The 19,072-nt window shown below is 28.9% G+C and carries 14 protein-coding genes; 13 read left to right on the forward strand and 1 reads right to left on the reverse strand.

Annotated features, from left to right (window positions below; translation table 11 throughout):
* Positions 1-54: 54 nt before the first annotated feature.
* The 5 genes from ACFYH6_RS07170 to recJ all read left to right on the forward strand — a co-directional run bounded on the left by ACFYH6_RS07170 (position 55) and on the right by recJ (position 8,908).
* Entirely contained in the window at positions 55-1,443 is a 1,389-nt protein-coding gene (locus ACFYH6_RS07170) for a glycosyltransferase family 2 protein (RefSeq protein WP_416179562.1), read from the forward strand.
* Positions 1,444-1,672: 229 nt separating this feature from the next.
* A complete protein-coding gene (locus ACFYH6_RS07175; protein ID WP_416179563.1) occupies positions 1,673-3,622 on the forward strand; it encodes a DNA gyrase/topoisomerase IV subunit B in 1,950 nt (649 codons plus the stop codon).
* A gap of 19 nt (positions 3,623-3,641) precedes the next feature.
* Entirely contained in the window at positions 3,642-6,548 is a 2,907-nt protein-coding gene (locus ACFYH6_RS07180; RefSeq protein WP_416179564.1) for a DNA topoisomerase IV subunit A, read from the forward strand.
* A gap of 28 nt (positions 6,549-6,576) precedes the next feature.
* Positions 6,577-7,116, forward strand: a complete 540-nt coding sequence (locus ACFYH6_RS07185; RefSeq protein WP_416179565.1) for a DJ-1 family glyoxalase III — start codon at positions 6,577-6,579, stop codon at positions 7,114-7,116.
* A 10-nt stretch (positions 7,117-7,126) separates the two neighbouring features.
* Complete coding sequence (gene recJ / locus ACFYH6_RS07190) at positions 7,127-8,908, forward strand: single-stranded-DNA-specific exonuclease RecJ (RefSeq protein ID WP_416179566.1); 1,782 nt, start codon at positions 7,127-7,129, stop codon at positions 8,906-8,908.
* A 147-nt stretch (positions 8,909-9,055) separates the two neighbouring features.
* Here recJ and ACFYH6_RS07195 read toward each other — a convergent pair whose 3' ends face one another.
* The gene (locus tag ACFYH6_RS07195) at positions 9,056-9,238 is read right to left on the reverse strand and encodes an alpha/beta-type small acid-soluble spore protein (RefSeq protein WP_316342057.1); all 183 of its coding nucleotides are present in this window, start codon (positions 9,236-9,238) and stop codon (positions 9,056-9,058) included.
* A gap of 202 nt (positions 9,239-9,440) precedes the next feature.
* Between ACFYH6_RS07195 and ACFYH6_RS07200 the strand changes: the two genes are divergently transcribed.
* From ACFYH6_RS07200 to ACFYH6_RS07235, 8 genes are all read left to right on the forward strand, one after another.
* On the forward strand, positions 9,441-10,526 hold the full coding sequence (locus tag ACFYH6_RS07200) for an undecaprenyldiphospho-muramoylpentapeptide beta-N-acetylglucosaminyltransferase (RefSeq protein WP_416179567.1): 1,086 nt from the start codon (positions 9,441-9,443) through the stop codon (positions 10,524-10,526).
* Between the two features lie 160 nt (positions 10,527-10,686).
* Entirely contained in the window at positions 10,687-11,112 is a 426-nt protein-coding gene (locus ACFYH6_RS07205) for a flavodoxin (protein WP_316342055.1), read from the forward strand.
* A gap of 177 nt (positions 11,113-11,289) precedes the next feature.
* The gene (gene nifJ / locus ACFYH6_RS07210) at positions 11,290-14,802 is read left to right on the forward strand and encodes a pyruvate:ferredoxin (flavodoxin) oxidoreductase (RefSeq protein ID WP_316342054.1); all 3,513 of its coding nucleotides are present in this window, start codon (positions 11,290-11,292) and stop codon (positions 14,800-14,802) included.
* 201 nt (positions 14,803-15,003) lie between these two features.
* Complete coding sequence (locus ACFYH6_RS07215; RefSeq protein ID WP_316342052.1) at positions 15,004-15,312, forward strand: DUF1292 domain-containing protein; 309 nt, start codon at positions 15,004-15,006, stop codon at positions 15,310-15,312.
* A gap of 108 nt (positions 15,313-15,420) precedes the next feature.
* Entirely contained in the window at positions 15,421-16,242 is an 822-nt protein-coding gene (locus ACFYH6_RS07220; RefSeq protein ID WP_316342051.1) for a PHP domain-containing protein, read from the forward strand.
* Positions 16,243-16,256: 14 nt separating this feature from the next.
* Positions 16,257-17,450, forward strand: coding sequence for a pyridoxal phosphate-dependent aminotransferase (locus tag ACFYH6_RS07225; protein ID WP_416179568.1), 1,194 nt, complete (start codon positions 16,257-16,259; stop codon positions 17,448-17,450).
* Positions 17,451-17,569: 119 nt separating this feature from the next.
* Positions 17,570-18,208 (forward strand): HAD-IB family hydrolase, encoded by a 639-nt coding sequence (locus ACFYH6_RS07230; RefSeq protein ID WP_416179569.1) that lies wholly within the window; start codon positions 17,570-17,572, stop codon positions 18,206-18,208.
* Between the two features lie 14 nt (positions 18,209-18,222).
* The gene (locus ACFYH6_RS07235) at positions 18,223-19,038 is read left to right on the forward strand and encodes an aminotransferase class IV (protein WP_416179570.1); all 816 of its coding nucleotides are present in this window, start codon (positions 18,223-18,225) and stop codon (positions 19,036-19,038) included.
* Positions 19,039-19,072: the final 34 nt, after the last annotated feature.

The raw sequence follows: 19,072 nt of genomic DNA on the forward strand, positions 1-19,072 counted from the left end.
ATTATAATGTAGTAATATTTTTAGTAAGACCCTTTATTTAAAGGAGTGAATTAAATGGGAGAAAAAATTATTTTTGCTACAACGGCTATATTTCAATTAGTTGTATTTGCATTAATGATGTATTATTTTATATTAGCTTTCTTTGGATTTAAAAGAAAGAGTGAAAAGAAAAATTATACACCAACAAAGAAATTTGCAATGATAGTTGCAGCACATAATGAAGAAGTAGTAATTGGTAAATTAATTGAAAGTATGCTTAATCAAAATTACCCAAGAGAACTTTTTGATATTTTTGTTATTGCAGACAATTGTACTGATAATACTGCAAAAATAGCAAGAAAGTATGGAGTATATGTTTACGAAAGGTTCAATAAAGAACAAAGAGGTAAAGGATATGCTCTAGAGTGGATGTTCGATAAAATTTTTAAAATGAAAAAGAAATATGATGCAGTAGCAATTTTTGATGCTGATAATTTAGTTTCAAAAAATTGGTGCAAGGAAATAAATTCAAAAATGCTAGAAGGATATAAAGTGGTACAAGGATACATAGATAGTAAAAATCCTAATGACTCATGGATATCAGCTTCTTATTCTATAGCCTTTTGGACTCAAAACAGAATGTATCAACTAGCTAGATCAAATGTTGGGCTATCTAACCAAATAGGTGGAACAGGATTTGCAATAGATATAGATATATTAAAAGAATTTGGTTGGGGAGCAACTTGTTTAACTGAAGACTTAGAGTTTAGTTGTAAGTTAATATTAAATGGTGAAAAAGTTGGCTGGGCCCATGATGCAATTATTTATGATGAAAAACCATTAACTTTAAAACAATCTTGGGTTCAAAGAAGAAGATGGATGCAAGGTTTTACAGATGTAGCATCAAGATATTTCTTTAAGTTATTAAAGAAAGGTCTTAAGGAGAGAAAATGGTTTGTTTTAGATTGTGCTTTATATGTAATACAACCGTTCTTTACATTGATGATTGGTATTTCAACTATTTTAAGCTTTATACAAAGTATGATTCCAAGTCATATATTTATTATGAGTTATTTAACAGGTGATTTTACATTTAAATTAATAGGTGTTATACAATTCATAGTTACGCCTTTAATGCTAAAACTTGATAAAAAGATATCAGCTGGACTATTCTGGATGGTGTTATTCTATACATCTAATGTTTTTGTATTGCCTATATTTGCAACACAAGCAGATAATTATATACAAGTGTTAATTATAGATTTAGTTTATAATTTAGCATTTTTATTAGCAGCAGCATTATTCTTAGGGAAAAAGAAACTTATTATGTTCTTTAGATTCTTATTATATGGACTATATACATTAACTTGGATACCAATAACTGTAGAAGGTATGCTTAGAAAGAATAATAAGGAATGGAATCCAACTAAACATGTAAGAAACATCGAAATATGTGATGTTTAATAGTATGTGAGGCATAGCGAAAGCTATGTCTTTTTTTTATAAAATAAATAGTTTTTAATTTAATTTTACATAAACATCGAACATTAGTTTGACTTTTGATGAAGAAAGATTTATATTTTTATTTATAGTTTAATTATGATAAAATTAAAAAGATTATAATAAGCATTGATGGTTAAACTAAGCAAAAAGAATCTTATATTAGTTAGCAATAAAAATTTTGGAGGTTTGTATGAGTACAGATTTAGTGAAGGGATATGATGTTACAGATTTAACTTCCTTAGAAAAATTAGAACCAGTTAGAGTAAGACCAGGGATGTATATTGGTTCAACAGGAACAAAGGGCTTACATCATTGTATATGGGAGATTTTAGATAACTCTATAGATGAAATTTCTAATGGCTATGGTAACAAGGCCACTATTATAATAAATAAAGATAAAAGTATAACAATATTAGATAATGGTAGAGGTATTCCAACGGGAATTCATCCAGTTAAGAAGAAATCTGGAGTAGAAATGGTCTTTACTGAACTTCATACAGGTGGAAAGTTCAATAATAAGAATTATAAAACCTCTGGTGGATTACATGGTGTAGGTGCGGCAGTAGTTAATGCTTTATCTTCTTGGCTTGAAGTAGAAGTATATCAAAATGGTAATATATATAAACAAAGATTTGAATATGCTTATGATAAGGAACTAAAGAAAGAAATGCCAGGTACTCCAGTTACCAAACTAGATATAATAGGGAAGAGTAAGGAAACTGGTACTAAGGTAACCTTTATGCCAGATAAAGAAATTTTTTCTACTATTGATTTTAAAGTTGATTTAATTGACGAAAGATTACAAGAATTAGCCTTTCAAAATAAAGGTATTCATTTAGAATTAATAGATTTAAGAAAAGATGAAGAATTTAGAAAAGAATACTATTCCGAAAGAGGACTTTTAGATTTTATAGAATACTTAAATGAAAGTAAAACTGCTCTTCATCAAGTTCCAATTTACTTTGAAGGAGAAAAAACAGTAAATAATATTCAAATGTTTGGAGAAGTATGTATTCAGTTTACTGATTCAACAACAGAAAATATAGCAAGTTATGTTAATAATATTCCTACAACTGAAGCAGGAACTCACGAAACAGGTTTTAAAACTGGAATGACAAGAGCCTTTAAAGAAGGGGCTAAGAAACTTGGACTTTTAAAAGAAAAGGATAAAGAGTTTGAAGGCGATGATTTAAGAGAAGGTATGACTGCTATAGTAAGAATTAAAATAACTAATCCAATCTTCGAAGGACAAACAAAAACTAAACTTGGATCTGCTGAAGCATACACTATGATGAATGACTTAACTTATACTAAGTTTATTGAATGGATAGAAGATAATAAAGAAGTAGCTAGCATGATAATAAATAATGCTCTTCAGGCTGCTCAAAGAAGAGAAAAAATTAAAAAAATCAATGAAGCAGAAAAGAAAAAGATAGGAAAAGGAGCAGCACCTCTTGCAGGTAAAGTAGCAGTTTGCACATTAAAAGATAATACTGTTAATGAATTTATAGTAGTTGAGGGAGATTCAGCTGGTGGCTCTGCAAAGCAAGCAAGAGATAGAAGATTCCAAACTATTATGCCTTCAAAGGGTAAGATAATGAATACAGAAAAGCAAAAGCTTGAAAATGTATTAGCTTCTGAAGAATTAAAGATATTCAATACTGCTTTAGGGACAGGTACTTTAGATAATTATAAAGAAGAAGATTTAAAATACGATAAAATTATAATTATGAGTGATGCTGATGTTGATGGATATCATATTAGAACTTTATGGATGACTTATGTTTATAGATATATGAGACCACTAATTGCTAATGGACATCTTTATTTAGCTCAACCACCTTTATATAAGGTTTATAAAACAGTTAAGGGAAAAGAAGTTCACAAGTACGCATATAGTGATGAAGAACTTGAACGTGTTAAAAAGGAAGTTGGAAAAGGTGCACTTATTCAAAGATATAAAGGACTTGGAGAAATGAATCCTGATCAATTATGGGAAACTACATTAAATCCAGAAACTAGAACACTTCTTCAGGTTACTATTGAAGATGCAGCAAAAGCAGAGAAGATGGTTTCATTATTAATGGGAGATATAGTTGAACCTAGAAAAGCTTATATGTATAAATATGGAGAATTTTAGTTAGAATTGGAGAAAGAATATGGCGAAGAAAGTTAATGAAATACCAAAGGATAATAATATAATTCCAGTGCTTTTAGAAGAAGCAATGCCTGATAACTTTTTGCCTTATGCTATTGAAGTTGCAAAGGATAGAGCTTTACCAGATGTTAGAGATGGACTTAAACCAGTTCATAGAAGGATATTATATGGAGCTTATCAATTAAAAGCTTTTCCAGATAAGCCTTACTATAAATCTGCAAGAATAGTTGGGGATATATTAGGTAAATATCATCCTCATGGAGATACATCAGTTTATGATGCTATGGTTATTATGGCACAGGATTTTTCAACCAAGGAAACTTTAATAGATGGTCATGGTAACTGGGGATCTATGGATGGTGATGGAGCTGCTGCTATGAGATATACAGAAGCAAGACTTGCACCAATTGCTATGGAAATGTTAAGAGATATAGACAAAAATACTGTAGATATGGTACCAAACTATTCTGATAGTGAATTAGAGCCAAAGGTATTACCAAGTAGATATCCTAATCTTTTAGTTAATGGAACTTTTGGTATAGCAGTAGGACTTGCAACTAATATTCCACCTCATAATTTAAAAGAGGTAGCTGAAGGGGTACTAGCATATATAGATAATAATGATATAACTACAAAAGAGTTAATGAATCATATAAAGGGACCAGATTTACCTACAGGTGGAATACTTATTGGTGAAAAATCTCTTTTATCAGCTTATGAAACTGGTGAAGGAAAGGTAACTCTAAGAGCAAAAACATCAATTGAAAAGCTTGATAATGGAAGACTTGGAATAGTAATCACAGAATTCCCTTTTAGAAGAAATAAAGCAAGACTTCTGCAAACTATATCAGAGATGACTGGGGATAAAAAGCATGCTAAAGCCTTAGAGGCAATAACAGATATAAGAGATGAATCTGATAGAAGTGGAGTAAGATCTGTTATAGAATTTAGAAAATCAGCAGATGAAGAATCTGTTGATAAAGTATTAAAATATTTATATAAAAGAACTGACCTTCAGTGTAACTTAAGTTTTAATATGGTAGCTTTAGCAAATGGTAAACCACAAACTATGAGTTTGAAAACTATAATAATGCACTATGTTAATCACCAAAAGGAAATAGTTACTAGAAGAACTAGACGTGAATTAGAAATTGCAGAAAAAAGATTCCATATAGTTGAAGGATTTATTAAGGCTATTGATGTATTAGATGAAATTATTAAGACTATAAGAGAATCTAAATCTAAAAAAGATGCAGGAAATAATCTTATTAATAATTTTGGGTTTACAGAATTGCAAGCAGAAGCAATATTAGAATTAATGTTATATAGATTAACAGGACTTGAAATAAAGGTGTTCCAAAAGGAATATGCTGAACTTGAAAAAACAATTAAAAAGCTTAAGAAAATTCTATCTGAAGAAAAGGAATTATTAAAGGTAGTTAAAAGCGAATTAAATGAAGTTGTAGAAAAGTATGGTTCAAAAAGAAAAACAAAAATAATAAGCGATGATAATGAAGCAAAGATAGATGTTGAAGAGCTTATCATTGTTGAAGATGTAATGGTAACTTTATCAAAGGATGGCTTTATTAAGAGAGTTCCATTAAAGACATATAATAGGCTAAATGCTAATCCTGAAGATATAGAATATAGAGAAGGCGATGAATTAAAGTTCTTATTTAATTCTAATACTACAGAAAATGTAGTATTATTCACAAATAAAGGTAATATGTACCAAACAAAAGGTATAAATATTATAGAATCAAAGTGGAAAGACAAAGGAGAAAAAATAGATAGTATTATAAAGGCACTTAGCTTAGATGAAGAAAATATAATATATGCAACATCAATAGCTAGCTTTATGCCTAATAAATATATTCAATTTATAACTTCAAAGGGAGGAATTAAGAGAAGCTCTTTAGATAAATTCCAAACTAATTACTCTAAGCTTCAGGCATTAAAGTTAAAAGATAATGATGAAGTTATAGATGTGGTTATATTAGAGGAGGAAGAAAGAAAAGAGTTTATTAAATTTGAAACTAAAGAAGGATTAAGCTTTAATCTTCAAATTCCTAATATTGAAGATTCTCCAAGAAATATATTACCTACATCAATGTTTAACTTATCTTCAAGAGATGAAGTTGAAAAAGTAGAATATATAGACACAATGGAATATGTAGAATTTAATATTGGTATAACTTCAAAAGGTAATATAAAAGCTTTGAATACAATAAAAAAGAATGACGACTTAAAAGTGAACACAGATTCTTTAAGTGATATATTATTATTCACTAATATGGCTAAGGTCTTTAAAGTACCTGCATTTATATTATCAGGAGTAGATAAGGGAGAAATTCCTTTAAATAAAATAATTGATAGTTTAGAAAAAGGTGAAAAGATTATAAAATTAATGTCAATTAAATCTTATAATGAAAATGAATTTATATATTTCTTTACTAAGAGAGGTATGGTAAAGAAGACAGCTCTTAAAGAATTTGAGGGAAGTTATTTATTACAACTTTCTTATAAATTTAAATATGATAATGATGAATTAATTTCTATAGAGAAGTATAATGAAAATGATGTTGAAATGATAATAATAACTAAAAAAGGAATGGGAATTAAATTTTTATCAAATAATATAAATCCAATGGGAAAAATTGCTTCAGGTGTAACTGGAATTAGTTTAAAAGAAGGCGATGAAGTAATTTATGGAAAATTAATTGGTTATACTAAGGATAATTCCATACCTGAATTAGCTATTACTTCTAATGATACAATAACTTTAACTAGTAAAAATAAAGATAAAAAAGAAATTTCTCTACAAGAAATTAAGCTTCAAAATAGAGCAGGTAAGGGTAGCAGTATAATGACAATAGTCTTAGATGACGAAATCAAAGATATAGTATAATAAAAATAATTTTTGGGAGGTAATTTAAATGAAAGTTGCAGTTTTATTAGCTAATGGTTTTGAAACCTTAGAAGGATTAACAGTAGTTGATATATTAAGAAGAGGAGAAGTAGAATGTAATACCTTTTCTTTAGAAAGAAATGAAGTTACTACATCTCATAATATAACTCTTAAAGCAGATAAGAATATCATGGATGAAGAAATTAAGTCTTATGACTTTTTAGTTTTACCAGGTGGAATGCCAGGAGCTAAAAACTTAAGAGACGATGAAAGAGTTATTGAGTTAGTTAAAGAATTTAATAAAGATAATAAATACCTTTGTGCTATATGTGCTGGACCAATTGTTTTAGGAAAAGCAGGAATAACAGAAGGTAAAAATGTAACTTGTTATCCTGGTTTTGAAGAAGAATTAGGCAATTGTAATTATAAAAATGACTTAGTAGTTGTAGATGGTAATATTATTACAGGAAAAGGACCTGCTGCAGCTATACCTTTTGCATTTGAAATATTGTCTAAGATTTCAGAGGAAAAAGCTGATAAAGTTAAAAAAGCAATGCTATTTAAATAATAGGTGAAATATGAAAGAAAATTGGATATTAGTAAATAAAAAGGAGAGCTTTACAAAGCTCTCTGAATTTTTAGATGAAAACCCATTAGTTTTAAGATTATTAGCTAATAGAGGAATTGATGATATAAATTTAGCTAAAAGATTTTTAAAAGGCAAAGTAGAAGATCTTTATGATGGATATCTTATGAAGGATATGAAAAAGGGCGTAAGCATTATAAAAGAAGCAATTTTAAATAATAAAAAAATTATTATTTATGGAGATTACGATTGTGATGGAGTAAATAGTACTACTATTTTATATAAAGCATTAAAGGCAGTTGGAGCTAATTATAGTTATTACATTCCAAATAGAGAAGAAGAAGGCTATGGAATGCATAGTGGAAGAATAAAAAAACTAAGTGAAGAAGGTTATGAGGTTGTATTAACCTGTGACAACGGTATTTCTGCCTTTGAACAAGTAGAGCTTGCTAAAGCTCTTGGTATGGAAGTTGTAATTACTGATCATCATGATATTCCTCTAAAAGAAGATGAAAATGGAATATTAAAAGAACAAGCGCCTAAGGCTGATGCAGTAATAAATCCTAAACAAAAGGATTGTGACTACCCCTTTAAAATGTTATGTGGAGCTGGAATAGCATTAAAATTTTCTAAGTGTTTATTTGATGGGTTCGGAATAGATAATGAAAAATACTTAGATTTGTTTCAATTTGCAGCTATTGCTACAGTATGTGATGTTGTAGATTTAGTAGATGAAAATAGAATAATAGTTAAAAAAGGATTAGAGCTTTTAAATAACAGTGAAAATTATGGGATCCAAGAGTTAAAAAAGGCTACTTTATTAGATAATAAAAAAATAGAAGAATATCATTTAGGCTTTGTTATAGGACCTTGTATTAATGCTACTGGAAGACTAGAAACAGCAGATTTATCAGTAGAATTATTAATTACAGAAGATAGAGAAAGAGCGAGAATCTTAGCAAATCAATTAAGTGAACTAAATACAATAAGACAAGATTTAACTAAAGAAAGTACTGAAAGAATAATTAATAAGATTGAAGTAGAAAAAAATAAATCTGATAAAGTTATAGTTGTGTATGATGAAAATGTTCATGAAAGCATAGCTGGAATAGTAGCAGGAAGAGTTAAAGAAAAATATAATATGCCTTGTATAGTTTTAACTAAAGGTAAAGAGATGCCAAAGGGATCAGCAAGATCTATAGAAGGTTATAATATAACAAAAGAACTTAACAAATGCTCTTATCTAATAGAAAAATTTGGTGGTCATCCTATGGCTGCGGGATTATCTATAAAAGAGGAAAATATAGAAGAGTTAAGAAAAAAGTTAAATGAAAATTGTATATTAACTGATGAAGATTTAGTTCCAATTGTAAAAATAGATTTACCATTAAGTCTAAATTATTTAGATGAAGAGTTAATAGCTACAATTGAAGCTTTAAGACCTTTTGGAAAGGGTAATCCTAGCCCTTTATTCGCTGTAAAGGATCTTTTAATAGAGAGAATGTGGTTGTTAGGAAAAGAAAAAAACTTTTTAAAGCTTAGATTTAGATTTGAGCAAAATGGGAATTATCTTTATATAGATGGGATAAGTTTTGATAAATTTGAAAGCTTTAAAGAGGATTTTATATATAAATATGGAAATGCAAAATTTATTGAAGCTTGTAATACTAGTTTTTTAAATATAAAAGCAGATTTAATTTATTATCCAAATATAAATGAGTTCAATGGAAATAGAAGTATTCAACTGAATATTAAAAACATAAGAATTAAATAAAATTAAATTAAAAAAATATAAAAACTTCTACAGAATAGAAATAAGGAACTGTCTAAATAACTTTAAATTAGCAATGTATTATCATTATTAATTTAAATTATTGGACAGTTCCTATTTTAAATATTTAATGGTCTATATAATCAAAGACTATTTTATAGTATTTTCATATTGTTCAACCATTCTTTTAACCATTTCTCCACCAACACTTCCGCATTGTTTTGAAGTAAGGTCTCCATTGTAGTCGCTGAAAGGAACGCCCATTTCACTAGCTACTTCATTTTTGAATTTAGCTAATCCATTTTTAGCTTCTGGTACTAACTTTGTTGCCATAATATTTTCACCTCCTTTTCATCTTTGTAATTATAGCTTGTGTAAATTTTAGAGAAATATTATATGTAACTAAAGGAAATTGGACATAATAGTGGCAGTAGGAAATTATAATTATTTTTTTATAAAATTTAAAGATAACATTAAATAAAAAATGATTATATGATATATTGAAATAGGATTTATATTTTAAAGGAGTGTTTCTATGAGTAAATATAAAATAATTATGACCGGAGGAGGAACAGCAGGACATGTAACTCCAAACTTAGCTTTAGTTCCTGGACTGAAGAAAAGAGGTTTTGAAATAAAATACATTGGAAGTAAAGATGGTATAGAAAAAGAAATTATAAGAGATGCAAATATACCATATTATGAAATATCATCTGGAAAGTTAAGAAGATATTTTGATTTTAAAAACTTTTCTGATCCTTTTAAAGTAATGAAGGGTGTAATAGAAGCTAATAAAATATTAAAAAAAGAAAAACCAGATGTGATATTTTCTAAGGGTGGATTTGTTGCAGTACCAGTAGTTATTGCAGCATCTATGAAGAAGATACCTGTTATTTCTCATGAATCAGATTTAACTCCAGGACTTGCAAATAAATTATCCGCTCCTTTCTGTAATAAGCTTTGTGTAACCTTTAGAGAAAGCTTGAATTATATAAAAGATAATAAGGGAGTATTAACTGGAACTCCTATTAGAGAAGAAATATTAAATGGAAGTAAGGAAAAGGGAAAAGAAATTTGCAGATTTAAAGATAATAAAGAAATTTTACTTGTAATTGGAGGAAGCTTAGGAGCTAAAAGTATAAATGAAGCTGTTAGAAATAACTTAGAAGAATTACTTAAAAACTACAATATAATTCATATATGTGGAAAAAATAATTTAGATAAAAATTTAAATGGAAAAGATGGATATCTTCAGTTTGAATATGTTAAAGAAGAATTACCACATTTATTAAAGGCTGCTGACTATGTAATTTCTAGAGCAGGTGCAAATGTTATTTTTGAATTATTAGCATTAAATAAACCAACTTTATTAATTCCTTTATCAAAGAAGATAAGTAGAGGAGATCAAATTTTAAATGCAAAATCTTTTGAAAAAGAAGGATATTCTATTATTTTAGATGAAGATGAAATGATAGAAAATGATAAAAAAATAATTTTAAAGCTTAAAGAACTTAAAAATAAGAAGAATATGTTAATTGAAAATATGAAAAAAAGTGGTATAAGTAATGGAGTTGACCCAATTTTAGCAGTAATAGTTAATAGTATAAAGTTATCTAAGTAAAATAAGATTTTTTTTACTTCAAAGGATAATATTGTGCTAATATTAGGCACAGAAAACTTGCAAAAAAAAAATAGTGTTATATAATAAAATAGTAAGTGTAAAAATAGGTAATATGTATCCAAGTAGTGACTTTTTAGTCAGAGGATGAGGTGATGTATTAATGAAAAAAATTTCTATTATCTATTGGAGTAATGGAGGAAATGTTGAAGTTCTTGCAAATTCAATTGCTGAAGGTGCTAAAAGTCAAAATTCAGAAGTAAGCATCAAACATGTGTATGATGCAACAATTGAAGATGTAAATGAAGCTGATGCAGTTGCTTTTGGAAGCCCTTCAATGGACAACAATAGAATTGAACAACAGGAAATGGAACCTTTCATAAATCAATTTAAATTACTACCTAATAAACAAAAAAAGATAGTATTATTTGGATCATATGGATGGGATGATGGAAAATTCATGGTTGATTGGGTTCAACGAATGAAAGACTATGACTTTAATGTTATAGGAAGCATCGCCGTTAAAGAATCACCAAGTGAAGAAGATTTAAAAGAAGCAAGAAAGCTTGGAGAGGAATTAACTAAATAAATTCTTTAAGAGGATAATGACTTTATAGAAGTGTTTACAAAGGGGTTAAGCACTAAGACTTCGATTGAAGAAGATAAATTTTTATTACTAAATAATTCATTCTTAAATTTTGAATACAGTTTTAAAATTCTGTATTTGAGTATTATATTTATATATAAGGAAGAGAGGTCAAACATAATGAGAAAAATGAAAACTATGGATGGTAATACAGCTGCCGCTCATATATCTTATGCTTTTACAGAAGTAGCAGCTATATTCCCGATTACACCATCTTCACCAATGGCTGAACACGTAGATGAGTGGGCAGCACAAGGAAGAAAGAACATATTTGGTCAACCTGTTAAGGTTATGGAAATGCAATCAGAAGCTGGAGCAGCAGGTGCCGTTCACGGATCTTTACAAGCTGGTGCTTTAACTACAACATACACTGCATCTCAAGGTTTACTATTAATGATACCAAATATGTACAAGATTGCAGGTGAAATGCTTCCAACAGTATTCCATGTATCAGCAAGAGCCTTAGCAACATCTTCATTAAGTATATTTGGAGACCATCAAGACGTTATGGCTGCAAGACAAACTGGTTTTGCAATGCTTGCAGAAGGATCAGTACAAGAAGTTATGGATTTATCTCCAGTAGCACATTTAACTTCAATAAAGACTAGAATTCCTTTCATGAATTTCTTTGATGGATTTAGAACATCACACGAAATTCAAAAAATAGAAGTTTTAGAATATGATGAGTTAGCTAAGCTAGTTGATTATGAAGCTTTAAATGGATTTAGAAATAGAGCATTAAATCCAAATAGCCCAGTTACTAGAGGTACAGCTCAAAACCCAGATATTTATTTCCAAACTAGAGAATCTGTAAATAGATTCTATGATGATATTCCAGAAGTAGTAGAAAGCTACATGGCTGAAATAACTAAATTAACAGGAAGAGAATATCACTGCTTCGATTACTATGGAGCACCAGATGCTGACAGAATAATCGTTTCTATGGGATCATCAACTGATGTTATTGAAGAAACAGTAGATTATTTAAATGGAAGAGGAGAAAAAGTTGGTTTAGTTAAAGTAAGACTATTTAGACCATTCTCTGCAGAAAGATTATTAAAGGTTATACCAGCTACAGTTAAATCTATAGCTGTTTTAGATAGAACTAAAGAACCAGGTTCAATAGGAGAACCATTATACCTAGATGTTAAGAGTGCATTCTATGGAAGAGAAAACGCTCCAGTTATAGTTGGAGGAAGATATGGATTAGGTTCTAAGGATCCAAACCCATCAGATATAGGAGCAGTATTTGCTAACCTTAATAAGGAAACTCCAAAGGATGGATTTACAATTTCTATAGTTGATGATGTAACTAATACTTCATTAGAAAAACTAGAAGATATTGATGCATCTACAGAAGGAACAAAAGCATGTAAGTTCTGGGGACTAGGATCAGATGGTACTGTTGGTGCTAACAAGAGTGCTATTAAGATTATCGGAGACCACACAGACATGTATGCTCAAGGATATTTTGCATATGACTCAAAGAAATCAGGTGGTATAACTGTATCACACTTAAGATTTGGTAAGAAGCCAATTAAATCACCATATTTAGTAGATAAGGCTGATTTTATTGCATGTCATAACCAAGCATATGTATACAAATATGATGTATTAGAAGGATTAAAGAAGAATGGTAAATTCTTATTAAATACAATCTGGACTCCAGAAGAAGTTAATGAAAAATTACCAGCTTCAATGAAGAGATATATTGCTGAAAACAATATTGAATTCTATACATTAAACGCTGTTAAAATAGCACAAGAAATCGGACTTGGCGGAAGAATCAACATGATAATGCAAGCTGCATTCTTTAAGATTGCTAACATTATACCAGTTGAAGATGCTGTTAAGTACTTAAAAGATGCTGTTGTAACTTCATATGGTAAAAAAGGTGAAAAAGTTGTTAACATGAACTTTGCTGCTATAGATAAGGGTGTTGAATCAATAGTAAGAGTTAATGTTCCAACTGATTGGATGAATGCTGCTGATGAAGTAAAAGAAGACAAGGCTAATATACCAGCATTTATTAAGAATATAGTTGAACCTATAAATGCTCAAAAGGGATTTGATCTTCCTGTATCAGCATTTAATGGAATGGAAGATGGTACATTTATACCAGGTACTGCTGCTTATGAAAAGAGAGGTATCGCAATTAATGTTCCAGAATGGCAACAAGATAAATGTATTCAATGTAACCAATGTGCATATGTTTGTCCACACGCAGTTATAAGACCATTCTTATTAAATGAAGATGAAAAGACAAATGCACCAGAATCATTTAAGGTTGTACCTGCTAAGGCATTAAGAACAGAAGAACCAACATTCTATAGTATTAGTGTTACTCCATTAGACTGTACAGGATGTGGAAACTGTGCTCAAGTATGTCCAGCACCAGGTAAGGCTTTAATAATGAAACCAATTGAAACTCAAGAAGAACAAATTGAAGCTTGGGATTATGCAGTTAATGAAGTTGCACCTAAGAAGAACCCAATGAATAAGAATACAGTTAAGGGTAGCCAATTTGAACAACCATTATTCGAATTCTCAGGAGCATGTGCTGGTTGTGGAGAAACTCCATATGCTAAGCTTGTAACTCAATTATTTGGAGATAGAATGATGATAGCTAATGCTACTGGATGTTCTTCAATTTGGGGAGGATCAGTACCTGCAACTCCATATACAGTAAACCATGAAGGACATGGTCCAGCTTGGGCAAATTCATTATTTGAAGATAATGCTGAATTTGGATTAGGCATGTTCTTAGGAGTTAAGGCTATAAGAGAAAGAATAGCTGATAACATGACTAAGGCTTTAGAAACAGAAGTTTCTGAAGATGTTAAAGTAGTACTTCAAGACTGGTTAGATCATATGAACAGTGGAGAAGGAACTAGAGATAGAGCTAATAGAGTTATAGCTGTATTACAAAATGTTGATGCTGATTATGCAAGAGAAATCTTAAAGGATAAAGACTTCTTAGTTAAGAGATCTCAATGGATATTCGGAGGAGACGGATGGGCATATGACATCGGATACGGTGGATTAGACCACGTTCTAGCTTCTGGTGAAGACGTAAATGTACTTGTATTTGATACAGAAATTTACTCAAACACTGGTGGACAATCTTCTAAATCAACTCCAACTGCTGCAATAGCTAAATTTGCTGCATCAGGTAAGAAGACTAAGAAGAAAGACCTTGGAATGATGGCTATGACATATGGTTATGTATATGTAGCACAAATTTCTATGGGAGCTGATAAGAACCAAACTCTTAAAGCAATAGCTGAAGCAGAAGCATATGACGGTCCATCATTAATCATTGCTTATGCTCCATGTATAAGCCATGGTATTAAGACTGGTATGGCTAACAGCCAAGAAGAAGCTAAAAAAGCTGTTGAATGCGGATATTGGGGATTATATAGATATAACCCAAGCTTAATTGGAACTAAGAATCCATTCTCATTAGATTCTAAGGAACCAAAATCAAGCTTCAGAGAATTCTTAATGGGAGAAGTAAGATATGCTTCACTTGCAAAAGCATTCCCAGAACAAGCAGAAGCTTTATTTGCTAAGACAGAAAAAGATGCTATGGATAGATTAGCAGGCTACAAGAGATTAGCTGAACAACAATAGTTTATAAATAAGGAGCTATTTAGCTCCTTATTTTTTTTATTTAATATATATAAGGAATATAATTTAAATTTTCAGTTAAAAACATATTCCTTACTATTTATTAAAAATAATATAATAAATTTAAAGGTTTTACTTTTATTTTTTAGTAAATAAGGTTAAAATTAAATAGAACATTAATCTCATTAAAGGAGGATTATTAAAATGGATAATGAAAAGAAATGTGGATGTGGTCATGACCACGAACATGAACATAATGATGGATGTGGATGTGGAGAAGAACATCATGAACACTTTGTAGTAGATTTAGAAGATGATAACGGTAATGTAATATCTTGTCCAATAATAGATGCATTTGAATTTGAAGAAAATGAATATATCTTAGCTCAAGATCCTAACGAAGATTCAGTATACTTATTTAGATCATTAGAAGATGGAGAATTAATAATTCCAGAAGAAGATGAATTTGATAGAGTATCAAAATTCTATAGCGAAGAATTAGGGGACGAATAAGATAAAAAAGGCACGAAAGTGTCTTTTTTTTATTTACCTCCTTTTTATTGTCATTTTATATTAATAGTGATATATTCTTAATATAAACTTAAGAAATAGGGTGTTAATATGAAGTATGCAGATTTACATATTCATTCTAACTATTCAGATGGTAGCATGTCACCAGAAGAAATAATTGATAATGCTATTAAATTAGGAGTTAAAAGTATTTCTATAACTGATCATGATTGCATTTCTTCTCAATATATTACTAATAGAAGTTATCCTGATATTGAAATTATAACAGGTATAGAATTGAGTTCTGAATTTGAAGAAATGGAATTACATATATTAGGTTATTTCATAGATATAAATAATATAGAATTAATAAATACTGTAAATAAACTAAATAAGGAAAGAACAGAAAGAATTAATGAAATACTTTTTAAGCTAAAAAAAGAAGGCATTAATTTAAATATTGAAGATTTAGAAGTAGATTTAAATTCTACCGTAGGAAGAAGTCATGTTGCTAACGCAATGGTTAGAAGAGGATATTATGATAGCTATAAAATAGCTTTTACTAATCACTTAGTTAAGGGAAAAGACTCTTATGTAAAGGGATATAAATTAAATTATAAAGAGGCTATTCAAGTAATAAATAATTCAGGGGGAATAGCTGTATTGGCTCATCCTGGACAAATATATAAATCCTTAGAAGTAGAAAATATAATTAAAAATTTGAAGTTTTTTGGATTAAGGGGCATAGAGGTATATCATCCAAGTCATTCCAAAGAACAGACTAATAATTTTTATAATTTAGCAAAAAAACATAAGTTATTAATTACAGGTGGTAGTGATTATCATGGAAAAGAAAGTATAAAAGAAAATTCAATAGGAAGCTATGGAATTAATGAAGATTTATTAAATAAATTAATTAACTTAAGTAAATAAATGGGGGAATATAAATGGATTTATCTAATAAGGCAAAAGAAATTAGTCCATCTATAACATTAGAGATTACAGCTGCGGCAAAGGCTTTAAAAGAATCGGGCATAAATGTAATAAGCTTTAGTGCAGGGGAGCCTGATTTCAATACGCCTGAAAATATAATAAATGCAGCAATAAATGCAATGAAGGATGGTAAAACAAAATATACGCCAACTAGTGGTGTTTTAGAATTAAGAAAGGCTATTTGTACAAAGTTAAAAGATGATAATGAATTATTATATAAACCAAGTCAAATAGTAGTATCTACAGGAGCAAAACAAAGTTTAGCAAATACTTTTTTATCTATATTAAATAAGGGTGATGAAGTAATTATTCCAATTCCATATTGGGTTAGTTATCCAGAACTTATAAAGCTTGCAGATGGAGTGCCGATTTTTGTTGATAATTTAAAGGAAAATGATTATAAATATAAAATTGAGGATTTAAGAAAGGTAGTTACAGAAAAAACTAAAGCAATACTATTAAATAGTCCTAACAACCCTACAGGAAGTGTATATTCAAAAGAGGAACTTATTGAAATTGCAGAATTTGCAAAAGAAAATGATTTAATAATAATATCAGATGAGATATATGAAAAATTAATTTATGATGAAAATAAGCATATTAGTATAGCCTCTATATCAGAAGATGCATATAAGAGAACTATTGTAATTAATGGATTATCTAAAGCTTATGCCATGACAGGTTGGAGAATAGGATATTCTGCTGCTAGTGAAGAAATAGCAAAGCTAATGAGTAATATTCAAAGTCATGTAACATCTAATATTAACTCAATTTCTCAATATGCAGCAATAGAGGCCTTAACTGGACCCCAAGAAAGTCTTAATGAAATGGTTAAAGAGTTTAAAGCTAGAAGAAATTATATGGTAGAAAGACTTAATGAGATAGAAGGTATTTCTTATATTATGCCTAAGGGAGCATTTTATATTATGGTTAATGTAGGAGGATACTTTGGTAAATCTATATCAAATAAATTGATTAATTCTTCATTAGAATTTTCAAAGAGTTTATTAGAAGAAGAAATGGTAGCAGTTATACCAGGAATAGCATTTGGTTTAGATGAGTATATAAGATTATCTTATGCTACTTCCAAAGAAGCCATTGAAGAAGGATTAAATAGATTAGGAAAATATTTACAAAGATTAAAATAACTTAGATATGCTGTCTTAGGACAGCATATTTTTTGTACATACAATAGTATATTTTTTGTTTAATAAGAGTAATTTTTAGTATATAATTTAATTGGGATAATCTTAGGAGGAAAAATGAAATGGAGAAATTGGCATTATTTGATGTAGACTATACTATAACGCGAAAAGAAACATTGATGCAATTGTATAAATATGTAATATTTAAGGACTTTAAAAATATTAGATTTTTACCTAGAGCTATTTATTCTGGAGTTATGTATAAAATAGGATTATATGATGAAAGAAGGGTAAAGGAATGTTTTCTTAAATTCATAGATAACATAGATGAAAAGGATTTGGCTATTTTAGTTAAAAGTTTTTATAGTGATGTACTAGAGAAAATTTTATATAAAGATGCAATAGAAATGATAAAGAAATTAAAAGGACAAGGATACAAGATATATTTAATATCTGCATCTCCAGAATTCTATTTAAATGAGTTTTATGCAATAAAAGAAGTAGACATGGTAATTGGAACTAGATTTTCTATGGAAGGTGGAAAATTCATTAGAAAAATGCATGGGGAGAATTGTAAAGGAGAAGAAAAGGTAAAGAGATTAAAGGAAGTTTTAAAAGAGAAGAATATTGATATTGATTATAAAAATTCATATATGTTTTCAGATTCATTATCTGATAAACCTCTTTTAGATTTAGTTGGTAATGCATATTTAATTAATTATAAAAAGAAAAGTAATTTTGAAATATTGAAGTGGAAATAAGCAGGAGGAAAGATATGGAGGCAATTTTAAATTACTACTTAGAAGATGGTCATTTAGAATCTGTTAAGAACTATACAAATGATACATCAGAAAGTGGAAGGATAATTTATGAAGTAATAAGGGTAATTAATAAAGTCCCTTTATTTTATGAAGATCATCTAAAAAGATTAGAATCATCTTTTAGATTAATGGAAAAAACTTTTTCTTATAATTATGATAAGATAAGAGAATATTTAACTAGATTAATTGAAGCAAATGGAATAGAAAATGGAAATATAAAGCTTACTTTTGATATTAAGACAGACACTATGAAAGTCTTTAGTATAAAACATAATTATCCTAATGAGGATTTATATAAAACTGGGGTAAAGACTATATTATTTCATGGTGAAAGAACTAATCCTAACGCAAAAGTAGTAGATAGCAGTTTTAGAGCAAAAGTTACTGAAGAAATTAATAAAGCTTTTGCTTTTGAAGCTATACTTGTAAATAATTCTGGATATATAACAGAAGGAAGTAAATCTAATATTTTTATGATTAAAGAAGATGTACTTTATACCTCACCATTAGAAGATGTATTACCAGGAGTAACTAGAGGAAGAATAATATCTCTTGCAAAGTCACTAGGAATAAAGGTTGAAGAAAAAAATATTAATTATAAGGATATTGAAAATTTTGATGCCATGTTTATATCTGGAACATCACCAAAAATACTTCCAATATCAACTGTAGATAATATTAATTTAAAAATTGATAATAAAATAATGCAATTACTTATAAAAGAGTTTAATGAAGAAATAACAAAATATATAAAAAAATTTAAAAAATAATAATTACCATAAATTTTATATTATTCAAAATAAT

This window comes from Clostridium sp. HCS.1 (assembly GCF_047900555.1).
In the GTDB taxonomy this organism is placed as follows: Bacteria; Bacillota; Clostridia; order Clostridiales; family Clostridiaceae; genus Clostridium.

Excerpts from the sequence above, each read along its gene's own strand:
- ACFYH6_RS07180 (WP_416179564.1), top strand. The coding sequence starts at position 3,642 with ATGGCGAAGAAAGTTAATGAAATACCAAAGGATAATAATATAATTCCA.
- ACFYH6_RS07200 (WP_416179567.1), top strand. The coding sequence starts at position 9,441 with ATGAGTAAATATAAAATAATTATGACCGGAGGAGGAACAGCAGGACAT.
- ACFYH6_RS07220 (WP_316342051.1), top strand. The coding sequence starts at position 15,421 with ATGAAGTATGCAGATTTACATATTCATTCTAACTATTCAGATGGTAGC.
- ACFYH6_RS07235 (WP_416179570.1), top strand. The coding sequence starts at position 18,223 with ATGGAGGCAATTTTAAATTACTACTTAGAAGATGGTCATTTAGAATCT.
- ACFYH6_RS07175 (WP_416179563.1), top strand. The coding sequence starts at position 1,673 with ATGAGTACAGATTTAGTGAAGGGATATGATGTTACAGATTTAACTTCC.
- ACFYH6_RS07225 (WP_416179568.1), top strand. The coding sequence starts at position 16,257 with ATGGATTTATCTAATAAGGCAAAAGAAATTAGTCCATCTATAACATTA.
- ACFYH6_RS07215 (WP_316342052.1), top strand. The coding sequence starts at position 15,004 with ATGGATAATGAAAAGAAATGTGGATGTGGTCATGACCACGAACATGAA.
- ACFYH6_RS07170 (WP_416179562.1), top strand. The coding sequence starts at position 55 with ATGGGAGAAAAAATTATTTTTGCTACAACGGCTATATTTCAATTAGTT.
- recJ (WP_416179566.1), top strand. The coding sequence starts at position 7,127 with ATGAAAGAAAATTGGATATTAGTAAATAAAAAGGAGAGCTTTACAAAG.
- ACFYH6_RS07205 (WP_316342055.1), top strand. The coding sequence starts at position 10,687 with ATGAAAAAAATTTCTATTATCTATTGGAGTAATGGAGGAAATGTTGAA.
- ACFYH6_RS07195 (WP_316342057.1), bottom strand. The coding sequence starts at position 9,238 with ATGGCAACAAAGTTAGTACCAGAAGCTAAAAATGGATTAGCTAAATTC.
- nifJ (WP_316342054.1), top strand. The coding sequence starts at position 11,290 with ATGAGAAAAATGAAAACTATGGATGGTAATACAGCTGCCGCTCATATA.
- ACFYH6_RS07230 (WP_416179569.1), top strand. The coding sequence starts at position 17,570 with ATGGAGAAATTGGCATTATTTGATGTAGACTATACTATAACGCGAAAA.
- ACFYH6_RS07185 (WP_416179565.1), top strand. The coding sequence starts at position 6,577 with ATGAAAGTTGCAGTTTTATTAGCTAATGGTTTTGAAACCTTAGAAGGA.